Origin of the sequence: Parapedobacter indicus, from assembly GCF_900113765.1 — a bacterium.
Taxonomy (GTDB): Bacteria; Bacteroidota; Bacteroidia; order Sphingobacteriales; family Sphingobacteriaceae; genus Parapedobacter; species Parapedobacter indicus.
This window is the reverse complement of record NZ_FOQO01000015.1, coordinates 55682-73950: the sequence shown is the minus strand read 5'-3', so window position 1 is coordinate 73950 and position 18269 is coordinate 55682. Positions and strand designations below refer to the sequence as shown.

Here is an 18269-nt window from a genome sequence, read left to right as displayed (position 1 = left end):
GTCATGACTAAATACATTTTTGTTACGGGCGGCGTTACCTCGTCGTTAGGAAAAGGTATTATTTCTGCATCCTTGGCCAAGCTTCTTCAGGCGCGGGGCTACCGGGTCACCATTCAGAAATTTGATCCTTACATCAACATTGACCCAGGCACACTGAATCCTTATGAACATGGCGAATGCTACGTTACGGAAGACGGAGCAGAGACCGATTTGGACCTCGGCCACTACGAGCGTTTTCTGAATGCGCCCACCTCACAGGCCAACAACGTGACTACCGGTCGGATTTACCAACACGTAATCGATAAGGAACGCGAGGGTGCTTATCTCGGTAAGACGGTGCAGGTAGTACCGCATATCACCGATGAAATAAAAAGAAGAATGTGCCTATTGGGTAAGGACGGCCATTACGACATCATTATCACAGAGCTTGGTGGTACAGTGGGTGATATTGAATCATTACCTTTTATTGAAGCGGTGCGGCAGTTGCGTTGGGAATTGGGAAGCAATAGTTCCTTGGTAATCCATCTGACTCTTGTACCATTTCTGGCAGCGGCGGGCGAATTGAAAACCAAGCCAACCCAACATTCCGTCAAGACCTTACTGGAATATGGCATCCAACCGGATATATTGGTTTGCCGGACCGAACACCACCTCAATTCGGACATCCGTAAAAAACTCGCATTATTTTGTAACGTTCACATCAACGCAGTAGTTGAATCCATCGATGCCCCTTCGATCTATGATGTGCCACTGCTCATGCTGAAAGAACAGCTGGACAAGACGGTACTGACCAAACTCAAACTCTCGACCAAAAACGAGCCCGATCTGGAGAACTGGAAGATTTTCCTGGGCAAGCTGAAAAACCCCACCGCGGAGGTAACAGTTGCCCTGGTTGGAAAATATGTAGAACTACCCGACGCTTATAAATCAATCAACGAAGCATTTGTTCAGGCGGGTGCCATGAATGAATGCAAAGTAAAGGTAAAATATATTGCCGCTGAAAGCATCAACGAAACCAATGTTGCCGAAAAGCTCAAACGGGTTTGCGGTGTATTGGTGGCACCGGGATTCGGTGAGCGGGGATTAGAAGGCAAATTGGCAGCTATCCGTTATGTCCGGGAAAACAACATTCCCTTTTTCGGTATTTGCCTGGGCATGCAATGCGCGGTTGTCGAGTTCGGCCGGAATGTATTGAAATTAAAAAACGCAAACAGCTACGAGATGGATCCGAAAACAAAGCATCCGGTCATCCACCTCATGGAGGAGCAAAAGCAGGTAAAAAATATGGGCGGTACGATGAGATTAGGTGCCTATGACTGCGAAATCAAAAAGGGCACGAAAGCTGCCTCCATCTATGGAAAGCTGAAAATATCAGAACGCCACCGCCATCGGTATGAATTCAACAACGATTACCTGGCACAGTATGAAGCCGCCGGTATGGTCGCCTCGGGCATTAATCCAACGAATAATTTGGTGGAAATTGTCGAGCTCAAGAACCATCCTTTTTTCGTTGCAGGACAGTTCCATCCCGAATTAAAGTCAACAGTTGCAAATCCTCACCCACTTTTTGTTAGCTTTGTAGCCGCTTCTTTGGCCCATAGCAAAGCAGCGAAGCAGAAATAGCGTAAATTTAGAAATGGATAGAAACTCAATCACCGGCCTCGTTTTAATATTTGTCATCATCGCGGGTTCCTTTTATTTAATGAAACCCTCAGACGAAGAAATCAAACGCGAGCGTCAATTGCAGGATTCGCTTGCCCGGGCAAAGGCAGGCATTGAAAATGTAAAAGCTGACGCCACTGCTAAGGAGGCCACTCCCGTTGTACTTGATTCGGCACTGTTAAACAGTCCGTTCGGCCCAGCCACTGTTGGCGAGGAGAAAATACTGACGCTGGAAAACGAACACATCCGTGCCAGCATCAGTACGAAGGGCGGGCGTGTGAAGTCCGTTGAACTCAAGGATGAAAAAACGTACGACGGCCAGCCACTCATGCTTTTTGATGGCGATCACAATAAATTCGGCCTGTTTTTCTCAGCTGCCGGAAAAAACATCATCACCAATGATCTGTTTTTTTCCACCGAGGGCCATGACGTACAAGTAGCGGGACAGGATTCTGCATCCATTACCTTCCGGTTGACGTATGCGCCGGATACATACATCGATTACATTTATTCAATCAGAGGTGGAGATCATAACCTCGGCTTTACGATTGTGACCAAAGGCCTTCAGGATGTAGTGGCTCCCACCGAAAGCCAATTGGTGCTCAATTGGGAGGCATCCCTTTTACAGAAAGAAAAGGATATGAAAAGCGAACGCCAGCGTTCGACATTGTATTATGCGTTGGCCGATGGCGAAGTGGATCATTTGAGCACAGCTGAAGACGATGAAGAAGAAGTTAAGGGCAAAGTAGAATGGATATCCTTCAAACAACACTTTTTCTCCAACGTGTTGGTTTCCGAACAGGGTTTCAACGGTGGTAAAGTCAATGTTTATACCAGCACCGACGATCGCATCGTTAAGCTGTTTTCTGCTAATCTCCATTTGGATTTCAGCCGTCAGGAGATCAATACTTATCCCATGCATTTTTTCTTCGGGCCTAATCAATACAAAGTGCTGAAAGCACACGGCTATGGTCTGGAAAAACAAATCGACATGGGTTGGGGCCCCATGAAGTGGATCAACCGCTTCATCACCATTCCGGTATTTAATTTTTTAGATAGCTTCAATTGGAGCTATGGTTTGGTCATCCTGATTTTGACCATTATGCTGAAGTTGGTATTGTCACCCCTCACCTACCGGTCATACGTATCCATGGCCAAGATGCGGGTACTCAAACCGGAGATGGATCAGATCAAAGAAAAGGTAGGACAGGACAATGCTGCTCTGCTACAGCAGGAATACCTTAAACTATATAAACAGGCTGGAGTAAATCCATTAGGTGGTTGTATTCCTCTTCTTCTACAAATGCCCTTTACCATCGCTTTCTTTTTCTTCTTCCCGAACCTCTTTGAATTGCGGGGTGAAAGCTTCCTCTGGGTAAAGGATCTTTCAACGTACGACTCGCCCATTACATTTGCTCCTTTACCGCTTATTGGCATGGATCACATCAGTTTAATGTGTATCCTCATGACGGTGGCAACTTTGCTATCCACGTGGTATAACAACACCATTTCAGGCGCGGCTAACGCACAAATGAAATACATTGGCTACTTTATGCCGCTGATTTTCTTGTTCGTGCTCAACAGTTTTCCAGCGGGGCTAAACTATTATTATTTCCTATCAACGATTTTTACTTTCGGTCAGCAGGTGGTCATCCGCAACATGATCAACGATGATAAAATCCTAGCCATTATTGAGGCTAACAAGAAAAAGCCTGAATCGCAGAAGAAAAAATCTAAATTCCAACAACGCATGGAAGATTACATGCGCCAACAACAAGCGCAAGGGAAAGGAAAAAAATAAAATTCAAGGTAAGACCAGGCCGGAACCTATGTTCCGGCCTCGTTGTTTATACAAATGCGCTGAAACCGGTAATCGACCTACCCACGATCAATGAATTGATTTCTTTTGTACCCTCATACGAATAGATAGCTTCTGCATCGGCTAAGAAACGAGCCACATTATATTCAAGCAGAATGCCATTGCCACCCATTACCTCCCGTGCCCGACTCACGATATCGCGCGTGCGAAGCGTACAAAATACTTTCGCTAATGAAGCATGCTCGTCACGCAGCATACCCGTATCCTGCAGTTCGGAAAGCCGATATACCAACGTCTGCATGGCAGTAAGGTTAGAGAGCATCTCAACAAGGTGGTTTTGGATCAGTTGAAAAGACGAGATCGGCTTTCCAAATTGCTTGCGTTTCTGTGTATAGTCAAGCGCATTTTCATAGGCACCGCGCGCGCAGCCTACGGCCATCCACGCCACCCCGGCGCGGGTTAGTTGCAATACTTTGGCGGTATCTTTGAAGGAGTTGGCATGCTGTAGCCGGTCACTTTCTTCAACCATGCAGTCTGTCAATGTGATCAGTCCATTTTGGACAATACGCAGGGCCATCTTACCCTTTATTTTTTCCACGGTAAAGCCGGGTGTTCCCTTCCGTACCAGGAACCCCTTTACCTCGCCGTCTGCGAGATCCTTCGCCCAGATCACCGTTACGTCGGCAAATGGTGCATTGCCTATCCATTTTTTCTGTCCGTTAAGCACCCAGCCCGATTCGGTCTTCCGGGCCGTTACGGTCAGCCCGCCGGCTGCCCCGGAACCCACTTCGGGTTCGGTTAGGCCAAAAGCACCGATCAATTTCATCTGTTGCATTGCAGGCAACCACTCCTGCTTCTGCGCATCAGAGCCACACAGGTAAATCGATCCCATGGCCAATCCACTTTGTACACCGAAAAAAGTGGCTACTGAAGCATCAATGCGCGCAATTTCCATGGCAATAATACCCTCCATGAGAGATGACCTACCGGCGCAACCGTATCCCGTATAGGTTAGACCACAGATATCCAGCTTTGCCAACATGGGGATGATTTCAAAGGGAAATTCGTCGCGGAGCCAATAATGATTGACCAATGGCTTTATTTCACGTTCCATGAAATCCCGCACCTTCAATTGGAGTGCCCGGTCTTCCTCATTCAGCCGAAGATGCAATTCATAAAAATCTCCATTGATGGGAGGAAGTTCCTTTTTAGGTTTTCCACCATCCAGCATCTTCATAAGGCCATTGAGCTGCTTTTCATCCAGCTTCGAAAACGACTCCATCACCTTGGGCAGGTCTACTTTTTGCGACAATTTATCCAACTGTGCGAAATCAATGTTTTTGAATAATTGGTACGCCTTTTTGATTTTTGAGAACATCGCCTTTTCGTTTTTCTGTTTTTCTATGCTTTCATCACTCACTTTCCATTATCCACTTACCATTATTCACTATTCACGTCTGTATTACCCCAACATTAAACGGTTTTTCGATCGGTGCCTGATTGGCCGCCTCGATGCCCAGGGAAATTACTCTCCGTGTTTCCAGCGGGTCGATGACGCCATCCACCCAGAGCCTCGCCGCTGCGTAATACGGGGTCGTTTGTTCCCGGTAACGTTCCGTGATATCCTTAAGTAACACCTCTTCTTTCTCTTTGTTTATCGCCTCACCTTTTGCCTTTAACGACGCTTTTTGGATCTGCAGCAGTGTCTTTGCTGCCTGTCCACCGCCCATTACGGCTATTTTTGCCGAGGGCCATGCAAAGATTAGCCTTGGATCATATGCCTTGCCGCACATCGCATAGTTACCGGCCCCATAGGAATTCCCCACCACGATGGTAATTTTGGGTACTACGGAGTTAGCAACGGCGTTAACCATCTTAGCGCCATCCTTGATGATACCGCCCTGCTCAGCACGACTGCCCACCATAAAACCTGTCACGTCCTGTAAAAACACCAAGGGTATTTTTTTCTGATTGCAGTTCATGATAAACCGTGTCGCTTTATCCGCCGCGTCCGAATAAATCACACCGCCGAGCTGCATCTCGCCCTTTCCGTTCTTCACCACGTTTCGTTGGTTCGCCACCACGCCTACCGCCCAGCCATCCACCCGACCCAATCCACAAACAATGCTCTGTCCATACAGGGCCTTGTATTCCTCAAATTCTGAATGATCCAGTAACCGAAGAATGATTTCCTTCATGTCATACGGTTTTTCCCGCGATGGTGGTAAAATCCCGTAGATTTGCCGTTCATCCTGTTTCGGCAACGCAGGCTTTATACGGTCAAACCCTGCGTCTTTGGGTTTTCCGAGCATTCCCATTAGGGTACGGATGGATTCCAGGCAGGTTTTGTCATCCGGATGCTTGTAATCCGTAACTCCGGAAATCTCACAATGCGTGGTGGCGCCGCCCAGTGTTTCATTATCGACGGATTCGCCGATTGCGGATTTGACCAGATAGGAGCCCGCTAAAAAGACGGACCCGGTCCCTTCCACGATCATCGCCTCGTCGCTCATGATGGGGAGGTACGCCCCACCTGCTACGCAAGCTCCCATGATTGCAGCGATCTGCACAATGCCTTCGCTGCTCATGCGCGCGTTGTTGCGGAAGATCCGGCCGAAATGCTCCTTATCAGGAAAAATCTCATCCTGCATAGGCAGAAATACACCCGCCGAATCCACCAGGTAAATGATCGGCAGTCTGTTTTCCATCGCGATTTCCTGTGCACGGAGATTTTTCTTGGCTGTCATCGGAAACCAGGCACCGGCCTTCACTGTCGCGTCATTGGCTACTACCACACATTGCCTGTCCGCTATGTAGCCAATCCCTGCTATGACCCCTGCCGATGGGCATCCACCGTATTCAGGATACATGCCGTCAGCGGCGAATGCGCCGATCTCCAGCCATGGTTTATTCTCATCCAGCAGATAAGCAATCCGTTCGCGTGCCAACAGTTTACCTTTGCCATGCTGTTTTTCAACGGCCTTTGCCCCTCCTCCTGCGTAGATCCTCTTCAACCGTTTCCTCAATTCGGAAACAGCCTGTTTATTTAGGTCTTCATTTTGATTGAATTCGAGGTTTGCCATGGTTCACAAGATACGGCATTCTTTAATTGCATGCAAGCGTGAGGAAACCCGGATGACGCGGATCAAACAGATTAACCGCAGATCTTTTTTATTTTTTTGGGTTACCTTTCCGAAGCCTGCGTATTAATGAATAAAATAAACAAATTTGTTTTAACCAAAAAAGGAAATTACAATGAAAAACGTATTTAAATTCGGTTTTTTAGGTTTGGCTCTTTCTTTAGCGATTGCAGCTTGTAACAACACCACTTCTCAAAGTGAAGAAACTGCTGATTCATTGACAAACGAAATCGAAGCAGAAGTTGATGCAGTTACGGATTCTATCGATTCTATCGGTTCCCGTGCAATCGACTCATTGGATTCATTGGCTCAGTAATCATTACGATTAGTGCTTAAAAAGCCAAATTGAAAAATTTTTAAAAAAAGGGTACCTTACTAGGTACCTTTTTTTATTCCTCAAACCCTTCGTCCACGATCAATTTATAACCAACCCCCCGGATATTCACAATTTCAATAGCATCGTCCTTTTTTAGATGCTTGCGGAGTTTGGTAATGAACACATCCATGCTCCGGGCATTAAAGAAACTATCGCCCCCCCAAAGGAAATCCAACGCCGTCTTCCGGTCGAGCACCTGGTTTTTGTGTTCCATCAGCATTTTGAGCAAAGCCGATTCCCGGAAGGAAAGCTTAACCACGTCGTCCCCAAGAACAAGTTCCTGTAAGGCGTTATTGAATAGATAGTTGCCGATCACAAATTGCTCCTTCGTGGAGGCCTTCGATTTTGCGGTTCGATTCAGTAATGCGTTCATCCGCACAATCAACTCCTCCATGCTAAATGGCTTTTTCAGGTAGTCATTGCCACCAAGTTCAAAACCTTTCACCACGTCTTCGGTCAGCGATTTGGCAGTAAGAAAAATAATGGGAACGCGATCATTGAGCTTGCGGATATCTTCTGTAAGTGCATACCCATCCTTGACGGGCATCATGACATCCAAAATGCAGATTGCCGGATCAAAAGTCCGGAACGCCGAATAGGCCTTAAGCCCATCCTGCACCCACAGTACATCAAAATTACGCGATTCGAGACTTTCTTTTACGATCTTTCCCAAAAAGGGCTCATCTTCTGCCAATAATACTTTAAGCTTCCCCACCTGCTGCATGATTAATCAATTGGTTCCCTGTAAAAACCCATCCGTTGGCAAAACAATGGTAAATGTGCTTCCCGTCCCAACGGTGCTTTTTACATCTATATTGCCGCGATGCTTTTTGACGATGGTTGCCACATACCCCAAGCCCAAACCAAAACCCTTGGCATTATGAATATTGCCCGTAGGCACGCGAAAAAAATTCTCAAATATCCGTACCAGATAGGTAGATGGGATACCTACTCCGTTATCCCTGACCGTCAATCGTACCTGACGGCTATCCGTAATTCCACAGAAAATTTCGATTTCCGGTATTTTATCGGTATATTTCAAGCTGTTATCAATCAAGTTATACACTACGTTGGCCATGTGGGTGCGGTCTACGTTAGCCTCCACACCACCCTCGGTGTTAATGTTTACTTTGGCCTCCCTTTTTTCCCATTGTGGCCGCATGTTTTCCACCACATCTGCCACCATTTTACCGATGTCTGTCTTCTGTAATGACAATTTAATATCAAGCCGCTCAAATGCAGCCATCTTCAATACTTTTTCCACCATCACTGAGATACGGTTCAATTCATTTCGGCAAATGTCGAGGTATTCCCTTGTCTGCTCCGGCTTATTCATCACGTCGAAATGCTGAAGCGCCTCCACGGCCAATGACACCGTGGCGATGGGTGTTTTGAATTCATGCGTCATGTTGTTGATAAAATCCGTTTTGACATCGGATAGCCTTTTCTGCTGGAAAATGGTACGTAGCATGACCACATAAGCCCAAGCGGTAATTCCAACGATTGCCAATGAAGCCATAAGCACCCAAAGCATGTTTTTCAGGATATAGCTCATATCATTTGCGATGGCCAGGGTTAATCGATAGGGTTTCGCCACGCCGATCTTTGCGTTTCTATCGGCTTTCCGTAATTGCCCGTTAAAAACCTTGCGGTCAGAGACATAAGTATCGCCACCGCCGTTGAAGTTGCTCAGCTTAAAAGCATAGGTAGAACCGATTCCTGCCTCTTGCAGCAACGAATCGATCTCTTGCGCAAGGAGGCTGCTGAATCCCGCAAACTCACTTTTCGTATAATCATAGTTGGTATTAACCGTAAACACCTGTTTGCCGGCCCCCACATCCATAAACTTCGTATCGCCTACCCGCTTTCTGATTTTCATCAAGCTATCCGCTTTACCGTGCTGGGTGATATTCAAAGAATCCGCCAGCATTGCAACCATCATTTTTGATTCGGTAATGATTCGTCGGTCTTTGGGAAGCTCATGAGTTGGTTTGATTGGCGGCAAGTGTGGCCCTGTCAACAGAAAATCCACCATCCTCGCCAACCTTGCGGTATCGTTCTTACCCGTGCTATCGGCAAAAAATCCCATGCTTTCGATCTCTGCTAACGCGTGTCCGTGTTCAAGCCGCTTCAATACGTTGAGCACTTCTTTTTCGAACTGCTGCGTGGAAAGCCGGTAGGAATTATACAGCCAATACCCCTGCAATAGCAGAATCCCCGCCAATGAACAGGATACCATGATTGCAATAAGCCGAATACGTCGCGCCATCATAGTACAAAGCTATAAAACCTGACAGGTTTTGCACATAGCAGACTCCCAAATATAACACCGCTTAACAAACGTTAACAGTATTTAACACTCGATCCCTTCCTTAACATTGCTTAACACTAAAAACGACGTTTAGCTCTCCGGCCCGCCTACTTTTGTCTTCGAAAGTTCCATTAAAAAGTTAACATGATGGCTATAAGAAAAATTTCAGTGGCTGCGATCCTGGCAGGAAGCTCGATCTTCGGCCATTCGTTCTCCTCGACGGCGCAGGAGAGCGATGTCGCGCTGGCCCACGTCAAGTACCAGTTTGTACATATTGACGATACCAATTTCCGCGACAATCCCCACCGGGAGGATATGATGCTTTATATCGGCAAAGATGTTACCCTGTACAACAGCTTCTCCCTTGCCACTACCCTGGCGAAAATGAAAAAGGACATGGCGGAAAAGCAACCGGGCGATGCTAAAAAAGCAGGCGCCCCGAACGGCCGCAATCAACCCCGGCTTTTCGTCAATGCGCCCAACATTTCCCATGAAGTTCTTTACCTATTTCCCAAAGAAAACAGGCTTGCTACGGTAAACAGGTTGGGTATGACCACGTATATCATTGAACAGGCATACCCCCAGATCGACTGGAAAATCGGCACAGAAGTAAGGGAGATCGGTGGATACCAGTGTCAACAGGCAACCGGTAGCATCGGTGGCCGCGATTATATCGCTTGGTTCACCACTGAACTGCCGTTTCCCTACGGTCCGTGGAAACTACGGGGATTACCGGGGCTCATCCTCGAAGCGGAAGACAGCAAAAAAGAAGTGGCATTCCATTATGCTGGTTTCGACAAGGAACCCCCAACGGGCACCGTGCTTGCACTTCCCCAAGACGCAATACCCACTACGGCCAAAGAATATGCGAAAGCGAAAGCTGCATTTGATAAAAATCCGATGGGAAATGCACTGCGCGGCCACAATGTACCGGCGGGTGCAAATGTACAGCGAAAGATCGTCCTGAAAGACCAAAGCGGGCGGGAACTGTCGCCCGAAGAATTCACTGCGATGCGCGAAATGGCTATGCGAGAAGGAAAAATCAAAAAACCAAACAACCCACTGGAATTGGTGGACAACAATCGCGGAACACGATGAAATCCGGTAACATCAGGAACGTATTCTTACTCCTATTCCTGTCATTTTCGTCCGTTGCCGTTTTAGCACAGAACCGCGAGATCCGGGGCACACTAAAAACCGCAGACGGCAAACCGGTGGCCCATGCCAGCGTAATGATCAAAAACCAACAGCAGCGGGTGCTGGCGTTTAACGCGAGCGACAGCCAAGGCACGTTTTTGCTGACATGGCCTGACACGGCTGAGATCATCGGGCTCCGCGTAGAAATTAACCACCTGGGTTATAAGAAGGTATCCATACCGCTGATCGCCGACCGGGAACGCTATGAAATACCCATGGAAGCGGAGGCCATCGACCTTGCCGAAGTAGTGGTCAAGAGCCGTCCAAAGGTCAGTTTGCGGGGCGACACGTTAAGTTATGATGTCTCTTCGTTCACCAAACCCGAAGATCGTACCATCGGCGACGTGCTGAAACGGATGCCCGGTGTAGAAGTCGAAGAAAACGGCCAGATCAAATACAATGGCAAAGCGATCTCCAACTTTTATGTAGACGGAGATGACCTACTGGACGACAAATATGCCATTGGCACGAAAACCATCCCCCATGCCATGGTTAAGGATGTGGAGATTATGCAAAACCACCAGCCGCTGAAAGTCCTCCAGGGGAAAACCCTCAGTGAAAACGTTGCGCTCAACCTTACCATCAAAGATGAGGCTGGGCTGGCCCTTACGGGCCAGGCGAAACTCGGCGGGGGACTTCCCGGACAGTATGACGGCGAACTGAACACCATTTTGTTCAACAAAGCCTATAAAATGCTGAATGTTGGCAAAGCCAACAACGTTGGTACCGACCTCGCGACCGATTTCACCGCCTTCAACCGCACCGGCCGGTTGGCCGATATGGGATATGCGAAACCGGCTGAATTGCTCTCATCCGGTACCGTAGGCACCCCCCCGCTGCCTACTAGCCGGTATTATCAGAACCGTTCAGGTTCGTTGAACGCCAACAACCTCGTAAACCTGGATAATGGGCTGCAACTGAAAGCCAACGTCGGACTGTTGCTGGACAACAACAACCTGAATTATTACAGCGCCAATGATAGCTATCTCACTGGCGATACGATTCGGTACAGCGAGATCCAACAAATTGACCGGAGTCCATTCCTGATCGATGTGTCGCTCAACGCACAGGTCAATAAAGATACCTATTACCTCAACAATGCGCTTAAAATCGGTTACTCGGGCGAAACAGGCAATGCCGCACTGACCAGCAACGCCCGTGATATGGATCAGCAGCTCAGCAGTCGCGTGCGCGACTTTTCCAACCAGCTGGAGTACGTACCGTCCCTTCGCAATGGAAACATCCTAAGCACCAATTGGTACGTGGGCCATTTCAACCGTCCGCAAACACTGGACATCCTGCCGGGCATCAACGCCGATGCCCTCAATGACGGACAGCCATACGAGGGAATATATCAGTATACTGCCATTCCATCGTGGTTCAACACGCTGGCCGTCGGCTACCGGATTCCCAACGGGCGGATCATGCAAGGATATCGACTCAGCATGCTCAATGAGTGGCAACAACTTCGCTCGCAGCTTCGCCTGACACAACCTTCGGGCGAACAGCTTGCTTATTCAGGCAGTACAGACAACTACCTGGATTGGCAGCGGCACCATGCCCAGTTTACTGCTACCTATGAACTTCAGGAAGGCAACTGGGAAACCCTGCTTTCACTTCCGTTCACATGGCAGCACATCACCTACGAAGATCCCGGTTTCCAGCTTGACGAAACTAACAAATGGTTGTTGTTCACACCTATGTTCCGCGCAAAATACCTGACTACCCCGGAGGATTACCTATCTTTCAACTACAGCTTCAACAACCAGTTGGGCGATATAAGCGACCTTTACCAAGGTGCCATCCTTACCAACTACCGTAGCTTGCAAACAAACGGCACGGTTTTGCCGGAACAACGGTCACACAACCTATCGTTGAACTACAACCTGCAGCGCAATATTTCCATGTTATTCGTCAATGCAGGCATCAGCTATACCCATGCCAACGCCAATACGATTGCCTCCCGCGTGCTCACCGATGATCTTTCGAGCATCGTGCTGCTTCCTTTCGAAAACGAGGTAAGCAGTTTCAATGCCAGCGCAGGCATCAGCAAATACCTGTTTGCCTTGGGCGCAACGGCTGGTTTAAAAACGACATGGGGCACCACGCGCTTCAACCAATTTGTGAATGGCAAACTCCTGCCGTATGACAATGTATCGTTCAGCATCACGCCCGATTTCGAGGCCCGGTTGTGGGATCGCATCAGCCCGAATTACAAAGCCACAGGCACTTGGACAACCAGCAAGCTGGCCGACGGTGGGGTTGGCAACATACCTGATAGGCAGATCCGGCGATATGACCAATCCATGAGTCTTCTGTATTCACCCTTTGCCCACACCTTCCTGCGGCTCAGCGGCCGCCATCAACACACCAGCCAGGCACAGCTAGCAGACATCCGCTACTTTTTTGTCGATGCCAATGTGCGGTATCAATTGGATAAGTGGAATGCGGATATTGAACTCGATCTGACGAATCTGGCAAACATTACGGAATACGAAACCTACAGCCTTTCGGCCAATCAAGCGGGATATAGTGTGTATGACCTGCGCGGCCGGATGGCGGTATTGAAGCTGACGTTCAATTTATAAGGGTAACGGCTTATTATTTTACTTCGGTAATCCGTATTTCCGGATTCACTTTTTGCAAGGCTCCGACGAACGCAACGTTGCTATCCGGCGAGAAATAAATCTCATCATACCGATTATATTTCAAAATCAATCCTCTGCGGGCGGTTGCGGGTCTAAACCCCGACCACATCGTTTCACCGATGACCACCTCCCGGATAGACGACACGGCGATCTTTCCACGAAAAGGACCACTCCGGTAGTAAACAAACGAATGATCAATCGTATAATGTGTACCAAACCACATCCAACCGATAAAACCAATGGTCACCGACATCACCAACAAGCCAAAAACCCGACCATTCCAAGCCTGATTCGTGTTGAATAACTCTGTGACAACCGTAACCAGCAACGCGAGCAGTGGCACCCAAATCACGATCCCCAACAGCAAATCTTTACGGCTTTTGAAAAGTTTCCGGTCCACACCCAAAGATAAACAAACTGGTACATTTTTCCCTACATTTGCCTATCAGGTTCATCATAATCATTCGAACACCATGGCACGTGAACAAATCGCCCCAAGATGGAAGTCCTTTCGAAATTACCTTACGATCGCCGGAATCGCCCTGCTTGTTATCGCCGCAGGGATGATTTGGTGGAATTACTACTATGTATTCGGCGAAGGGGTCAAATCCGGCCAGCTGAATTATGTGGTCAAAAAAGGCAACATCTTCAAGACTTATGAAGGAAAACTGATACAGGTGGGGCTAAGATCAGCTTCTACCGGTACTATCCAATCCAATGAATTCGAATTCTCCGTAGAAAATGACAGTATCGCCAATGTGTTGATGCTCAATAGCGGCAAGACATTTGACCTGCATTACCGGGAATACAAACATGCGATTCCCTGGCGTGGCTTCAGTGTGTTCGTTGTGGACAGCATCATTGAGATGCGCCCGTAAGCTAGTTGGTTAATTCCGAAGGGCCAGCTTACAAAATGTGTTGCTGTAACCCCGATATTCCACTCCCTTCAAATTGGGGTTACTAACACCCAGCTACTACCGAAGGTAGCACCTAGAACAGTTGTATATACCTTTCAAATTGGAATCGGCAACGATATTTTATCCAAGGAAGAAAACCAATTTACATTACATGTACCTTATTGTTTTCGCAGTCAAGACTCTTGGTGCAAATAAAAAAGTATTCAGTGAGTGTCAACGTGACCTCACCCTACGGCTGTACAAGCAGCCTCTAAAATTTCGAATACGAAAGCTTAACGACACCTAATCCCATAATGGTTCTTGGCGACTATCAAATAAATACAGGAGTATAATTTTCGAGTCGGTAACATCGTAAACTAAGGACGTTTATTTGGAAATAACGCACCTTTTGTATCTCGAGTTTATAGGTATAGCCTGAAACAGATAAGGGTAAGTCTGGATTTTTTCAACCACATCGTCAAGTTGATTCAGAAATCGATCCACATATCGGTCGCCCCAATCGCGTTCGATTATCGAAACTACGGCTGATAAGGTTTCTTTGTAGGTTTCGGTATATTCGGTTTTCTTAACTAACTACCTAATATTTCACGATGGGATTTAAACTTGTGCAGTCGCCCCTCAGCAACGTCTGCTTCCGCCCGCTGTAGCAACATCTGTTCTTTTTCACTGACTTCCTTCACAGGCTCCTGTGCATCGTAAGCAATATCCATAGCTTCCAAAATGGTCTTTATGGCTGCCCACTTTTTTTTGCTGTCAATATGTAGGGTCACCTGTGTCATGCGAGTCACGTTTAAAACAAAGATACCGATGAATATCTCTTTTCAAAATACCTTTCAAATTGGAGTTTGTAACACCATATTCTGTAGATTTGATAATTGAATAAATGTTGTATATACCTTTCAAATTGGGGTTTTTAACACCCGTTTACTTTCGAGTTTCTTGGGTTCAGAGGTTGCATACACCTTTCAAATTGGAGTTTGTAACACTCTGATGAAGATTTAGAAAAAGCATCCATCGGTTGTATAGGTCTGTAACAGCGAAAAAGTTTTTTCAGAACCGACCGCATTGTAGCATCTTAAAGCACAGAACAAACCCTTGATTTTTCCAATCGAGGCTCTGTTGTATAAAAAGTATTCAGTGATGCCAACCTGACCTCACCCTGCGGCTGTATACAGCCTCTAAGATTTCAAAGAGTACATTGGATACTTGCCAAATCTGAGCGAATTTTATTATCTTTGAATTATGACAACGTTCAACCTATCGGTTCCCGAAGATAAAACCTCTTTTTTTCTTGAGGTGCTGGAACTTATAGGTGCCACCTATGAAGCTAAAGAGCGTGAATTTCAACTAACCGAAGAACAAAAGAACTTTCTTTTACGACAAAACGATGTTCCTATTGAGGATTGCCTCCCAGCAATGGATTTATACGAAAGCCTAAAAGGGAAATATGGGCTATAGTGTCCTCATCACTCCTGAAGCCGGCAAACAGGTTGAACAGGCGGTTGAGTATTACAGTGAACATGTCTCAAAAAAAGTCCAGACCGAAAAATTCCAACTTTGCTCTTAAACATTAACTCCATGTTAGAACCATCTCTAAGAATGTATCGATATCCAAGACTTGGACTTTTGGAAATTCAATAGATTCCAACACCTTAAAATGCTTGTCATTGGAGACAATGTAATCCGCTTTTCCAACCATAGCAGCATTGACAAACTTATCATCATCGGGATCATTGTTTATCAACCTCCAATCATAAAAAATCTCCACTTTCTGCAAATTCTCCAAACTCAACAGCATCTCGGCAATATTATTAGCCACCATCGCGTTAGAGCGCTGTTCAATAATTTCAACATACTCGCTCATTATCTCGTTGCTGATTACCAAGCTGAACTTCCCTATCAAAAGCGCATCGAAGATTGGACGGTAGATTGATTTTCTGGCAATAGAGACCAAAAGGACATTGGTATCAAACACGACGACCATAGGTCAGTGCTTTTTTCTTAGGTGTTCATCTGCCCACTGCTTCATCGTGTCGTTGTCCCACCCGTTTTCGTCCCAAAGCCTATCCATTTCATCAGCAGCCGCTCCAGCAAAATAAGCAGCCAATAGATTTCTCACTTCCTTCAATTGCTTTTCAGGGAGGTCGTACTTAAACAATTTAAGCAATTCTATTTGTACATTCGTCAGTTTCCCAGCCAATTCCATAGACATCTCTCCTATTGTTTTTAACAAAAATAACCAAAATAAAGCAAACTTCAAACGAAGTCTATGGCCTCGCGTTATAATATACCTTTCAAATTTGGGTCTATAACACCGATGTTAGCACAAAATTGAAGCTTCTCAGGTTGTAAATAACTTTCGAATAGGATCTGTAACGCCTTGAATACACTGGCCCCAATACAGCGCATAATTGTACATACATTTAATTCGGGTCTTTAACACTCTACCTTTGTGGTCTTTGCGCTGACAGGTAGTTGTATATACCTTTCAAGAATTGGGGGCGTATCGGCTATCAGCTTTCAGAAATCAGCTAACGGCTAAAAGCCACAACAATATCTTTCAAATTGAGATCAGTAACATTCAATAGAAAGATTTCAAAGTATCTAAGCGAGTTGTATATACCTTTCAAATTGGGGTCATCGACAACAAACAGTGATCTATAGCCATATCGTTTATCGTTGTATATACCTTTCAAATTAGGGTCAACAACACCTACCCGCTTACGGAGTAGCGATGTTGTCGTTAGATATACCTTTCAAAGTGGGGTCTGTAATACCTATTGGCAAATGTTGTCGTTGATTTGCACAAGTTGGATATACCTTTCAAAGTGGGGTCTGTAATACCCCGAGAAAGAAATAGATATTTAGTTGAAGAGTTGTATATACCTTTCAAATTGGCTTCCACCACTACGGCAAATTCGCAAAAAAGCAAATTCGCAAAAAATAAAGTATTCAGTGAGTGTCAACCTGACCTCACCCTGCGGCTGTACAAGCAGCCTCTAAGATTTTCAAAGAACATTTCTTAGTCCTTAGCTTTTAGTAGTTAGTTTTTAGCTTGCTGCGACAACCTAATAACTAATTACTAACAGCTAACAGCTAAAATTAGCTACTCCTCTATCACATTAATCCCCGCCTTCTTCGCCTTGTAGGCAATCTTTTCCTTCAATCCGTAATAACTCCAGTTGCGGAGCAGGAACTCCTCTTCCTTGGCCACTTCTTCCTTCTGCTGCTGGTTGACCAATAGCAGCGTACCTGCCTCCGACTTCACGCACAGGTCAATCAGCCGCCTACTATACAAATGCAGCCGGTTATCGACATACCGTTTTTCTTTCGCATCCCAATCGTCCAGGCTTTTCAACTTACGCTGGCGGCCCTTGCCTGGGCGGTTGTAGGTCGAACCCCGCTGCAAGCGGTGCCTCGCGGCCTGTATGGCCAGCCGACGGTGCAGGAATTCCTCCTTGTTGCCGATTTGGAACTGCCCCTTCCCTACCTTCACCACGATGGGATGTTCGATGGAAAGCGAAGCCTCAGCGATTACCGTGTCTTTCAGCGGGTGCTCGTCGCGCTCCATCTCAAAGGCCGCCAGCAGGTACAGCTTACCCTTATCGATTTTCAGGGAACTTGCACAGAGTTTCAGCGTACCCGCTACATTCCGCTGGATCAGCACCCGTTTATCCGTCTTATCCTTACCAAGATACGTCTTGAACGGGATTTTGAACAACGTGAACCGGAACTCGCGGTGCTTTTCATCCGCCACGAACTTCAACGACTTGCCCGAAAAGGGCAGCGGAATGTTGCGTTTGTAATTCCGCAATGACTTCTCCCCTTTCCAGTACGCTGCGCTCGGTATTGTAGACGCTCGTCAGCGAATTATTCAAATTGGAAAAGATTTCCGAGGGCATCTTGCCCAGCAGCTTGCTGGATAGCACGCGGTAGGTGGTATTCATCCGCGAGGTATTCAAAATGCCCTCGGCATCCTTGGCACGGTCGGCCAGCTTCACCTTCACCTCGTCGGTGAAGTAAATCAGGTCTTTCACCCGATCCTGCACATACAGGTTGGTAAAGATCAGATTGGCCGCCTGAAAGGCTAAAAGCTGCCATTCATACAGTTGCTTGTAGTACGCGTCTTTCTGCGCTTTATCGTCGCAGTCAACGTACACCTGTATTTTCCGCGTCAGGATGATGGTCTTCTTTTCCAT

The 18269-nt window shown here is 46.7% G+C and carries 17 protein-coding genes; 7 read left to right on the top strand and 10 right to left on the bottom strand.

The genetic code is table 11. The features are described 5' to 3' along the window. The first annotated feature begins 3 nt into the window (after positions 1 to 3). Together pyrG and yidC are read left to right on the top strand one after the other, a co-directional pair. The gene (gene pyrG / locus BMZ56_RS23910; RefSeq protein WP_090631996.1) at positions 4 to 1623 is read left to right on the top strand and encodes a CTP synthase; all 1620 of its coding nucleotides are present in this window, start codon (positions 4 to 6) and stop codon (positions 1621 to 1623) included. A 13-nt stretch (positions 1624 to 1636) separates the two neighbouring features. Then, entirely contained in the window at positions 1637 to 3463 is a 1827-nt protein-coding gene (gene yidC / locus BMZ56_RS23905; protein WP_090631994.1) for a membrane protein insertase YidC, read from the top strand. A gap of 46 nt (positions 3464 to 3509) precedes the next feature. Here the strand turns inward: yidC and BMZ56_RS23900 are convergent, their stop codons facing one another. Together BMZ56_RS23900 and BMZ56_RS23895 are read right to left on the bottom strand one after the other, a co-directional pair. Continuing rightward, positions 3510 to 4859 carry an acyl-CoA dehydrogenase family protein gene (locus BMZ56_RS23900; protein WP_090632228.1) on the bottom strand — a complete coding sequence of 450 codons (1350 nt, stop codon included), beginning with the start codon at positions 4857 to 4859 and terminating at the stop codon, positions 3510 to 3512. Positions 4860 to 4932: 73 nt separating this feature from the next. Continuing rightward, a complete protein-coding gene (locus BMZ56_RS23895) occupies positions 4933 to 6564 on the bottom strand; it encodes an acyl-CoA carboxylase subunit beta (RefSeq protein ID WP_090631991.1) in 1632 nt (543 codons plus the stop codon). A gap of 172 nt (positions 6565 to 6736) precedes the next feature. Here BMZ56_RS23895 and BMZ56_RS23890 point away from each other — a divergent pair, with 172 nt between their 5' ends. Then, complete coding sequence (locus tag BMZ56_RS23890) at positions 6737 to 6937, top strand: hypothetical protein (RefSeq protein WP_090631988.1); 201 nt, start codon at positions 6737 to 6739, stop codon at positions 6935 to 6937. A 73-nt stretch (positions 6938 to 7010) separates the two neighbouring features. Here the strand turns inward: BMZ56_RS23890 and BMZ56_RS23885 are convergent, their stop codons facing one another. Continuing rightward, positions 7011 to 7712, bottom strand: coding sequence for a response regulator transcription factor (locus BMZ56_RS23885; protein ID WP_090632226.1), 702 nt, complete (start codon positions 7710 to 7712; stop codon positions 7011 to 7013). Positions 7713 to 7727: 15 nt separating this feature from the next. After that, positions 7728 to 9269, bottom strand: a complete 1542-nt coding sequence (locus BMZ56_RS23880) for a sensor histidine kinase (protein ID WP_090631986.1) — start codon at positions 9267 to 9269, stop codon at positions 7728 to 7730. Between the two features lie 183 nt (positions 9270 to 9452). Here BMZ56_RS23880 and BMZ56_RS23875 point away from each other — a divergent pair, with 183 nt between their 5' ends. Both BMZ56_RS23875 and BMZ56_RS23870 read left to right on the top strand, forming a co-directional pair. Then, a complete protein-coding gene (locus tag BMZ56_RS23875) occupies positions 9453 to 10406 on the top strand; it encodes a GLPGLI family protein (RefSeq protein ID WP_090631983.1) in 954 nt (317 codons plus the stop codon). Then, positions 10403 to 13093 carry a TonB-dependent receptor gene (locus BMZ56_RS23870; protein WP_090631980.1) on the top strand — a complete coding sequence of 897 codons (2691 nt, stop codon included), beginning with the start codon at positions 10403 to 10405 and terminating at the stop codon, positions 13091 to 13093. Before BMZ56_RS23875 ends, BMZ56_RS23870 begins: the two co-directional genes overlap by 4 nt. Positions 13094 to 13106: 13 nt before the next feature. On the opposite strand, the gene BMZ56_RS23865 is transcribed toward BMZ56_RS23870, so the two are convergent. Further along, complete coding sequence (locus tag BMZ56_RS23865; protein WP_143073012.1) at positions 13107 to 13553, bottom strand: PH domain-containing protein; 447 nt, start codon at positions 13551 to 13553, stop codon at positions 13107 to 13109. 73 nt (positions 13554 to 13626) lie between these two features. On the opposite strand from BMZ56_RS23865, the gene BMZ56_RS23860 reads away from it, so the two are divergent. Further along, a complete protein-coding gene (locus BMZ56_RS23860; RefSeq protein ID WP_218146658.1) occupies positions 13627 to 14031 on the top strand; it encodes a hypothetical protein in 405 nt (134 codons plus the stop codon). Between the two features lie 608 nt (positions 14032 to 14639). Here the strand turns inward: BMZ56_RS23860 and BMZ56_RS23855 are convergent. Further along, positions 14640 to 14849, bottom strand: a complete 210-nt coding sequence (locus BMZ56_RS23855; protein WP_090631975.1) for a hypothetical protein — start codon at positions 14847 to 14849, stop codon at positions 14640 to 14642. A gap of 463 nt (positions 14850 to 15312) precedes the next feature. Between BMZ56_RS23855 and BMZ56_RS23850 the strand changes: the two genes are divergently transcribed. Next, positions 15313 to 15528, top strand: coding sequence for a hypothetical protein (locus BMZ56_RS23850; RefSeq protein WP_090631973.1), 216 nt, complete (start codon positions 15313 to 15315; stop codon positions 15526 to 15528). Between the two features lie 112 nt (positions 15529 to 15640). On the opposite strand, the gene BMZ56_RS23845 is transcribed toward BMZ56_RS23850, so the two are convergent. The 4 genes from BMZ56_RS23845 to BMZ56_RS25895 form a co-directional block, all read right to left on the bottom strand. Then, positions 15641 to 16054 (bottom strand): putative toxin-antitoxin system toxin component, PIN family, encoded by a 414-nt coding sequence (locus tag BMZ56_RS23845; RefSeq protein WP_090631971.1) that lies wholly within the window; start codon positions 16052 to 16054, stop codon positions 15641 to 15643. 3 nt (positions 16055 to 16057) lie between these two features. After that, the gene (locus tag BMZ56_RS23840) at positions 16058 to 16282 is read right to left on the bottom strand and encodes a DUF8507 family protein (protein WP_245893379.1); all 225 of its coding nucleotides are present in this window, start codon (positions 16280 to 16282) and stop codon (positions 16058 to 16060) included. Positions 16283 to 17176: 894 nt separating this feature from the next. Beyond that, entirely contained in the window at positions 17177 to 17884 is a 708-nt protein-coding gene (locus BMZ56_RS25900; protein WP_218146657.1) for a hypothetical protein, read from the bottom strand. Next, positions 17817 to 18269, bottom strand: coding sequence for a hypothetical protein (locus BMZ56_RS25895; protein WP_218146656.1), 453 nt, complete (start codon positions 18267 to 18269; stop codon positions 17817 to 17819). Before BMZ56_RS25895 ends, BMZ56_RS25900 begins: the two co-directional genes overlap by 68 nt.

Excerpts from the sequence above, each read along its gene's own strand:
- pyrG (WP_090631996.1), top strand. The coding sequence starts at position 4 with ATGACTAAATACATTTTTGTTACGGGCGGCGTTACCTCGTCGTTAGGA.
- yidC (WP_090631994.1), top strand. The coding sequence starts at position 1,637 with ATGGATAGAAACTCAATCACCGGCCTCGTTTTAATATTTGTCATCATC.
- BMZ56_RS23900 (WP_090632228.1), bottom strand. The coding sequence starts at position 4,859 with ATGTTCTCAAAAATCAAAAAGGCGTACCAATTATTCAAAAACATTGAT.
- BMZ56_RS23895 (WP_090631991.1), bottom strand. The coding sequence starts at position 6,564 with ATGGCAAACCTCGAATTCAATCAAAATGAAGACCTAAATAAACAGGCT.
- BMZ56_RS23890 (WP_090631988.1), top strand. The coding sequence starts at position 6,737 with ATGAAAAACGTATTTAAATTCGGTTTTTTAGGTTTGGCTCTTTCTTTA.
- BMZ56_RS23880 (WP_090631986.1), bottom strand. The coding sequence starts at position 9,269 with ATGATGGCGCGACGTATTCGGCTTATTGCAATCATGGTATCCTGTTCA.
- BMZ56_RS23875 (WP_090631983.1), top strand. The coding sequence starts at position 9,453 with ATGATGGCTATAAGAAAAATTTCAGTGGCTGCGATCCTGGCAGGAAGC.
- BMZ56_RS23870 (WP_090631980.1), top strand. The coding sequence starts at position 10,403 with ATGAAATCCGGTAACATCAGGAACGTATTCTTACTCCTATTCCTGTCA.
- BMZ56_RS23860 (WP_218146658.1), top strand. The coding sequence starts at position 13,627 with ATGGCACGTGAACAAATCGCCCCAAGATGGAAGTCCTTTCGAAATTAC.
- BMZ56_RS23855 (WP_090631975.1), bottom strand. The coding sequence starts at position 14,849 with ATGACACAGGTGACCCTACATATTGACAGCAAAAAAAAGTGGGCAGCC.
- BMZ56_RS23850 (WP_090631973.1), top strand. The coding sequence starts at position 15,313 with ATGACAACGTTCAACCTATCGGTTCCCGAAGATAAAACCTCTTTTTTT.
- BMZ56_RS23845 (WP_090631971.1), bottom strand. The coding sequence starts at position 16,054 with ATGGTCGTCGTGTTTGATACCAATGTCCTTTTGGTCTCTATTGCCAGA.
- BMZ56_RS23840 (WP_245893379.1), bottom strand. The coding sequence starts at position 16,282 with ATGTCTATGGAATTGGCTGGGAAACTGACGAATGTACAAATAGAATTG.
- BMZ56_RS25895 (WP_218146656.1), bottom strand. The coding sequence starts at position 18,269 with ATGGAAAAGAAGACCATCATCCTGACGCGGAAAATACAGGTGTACGTT.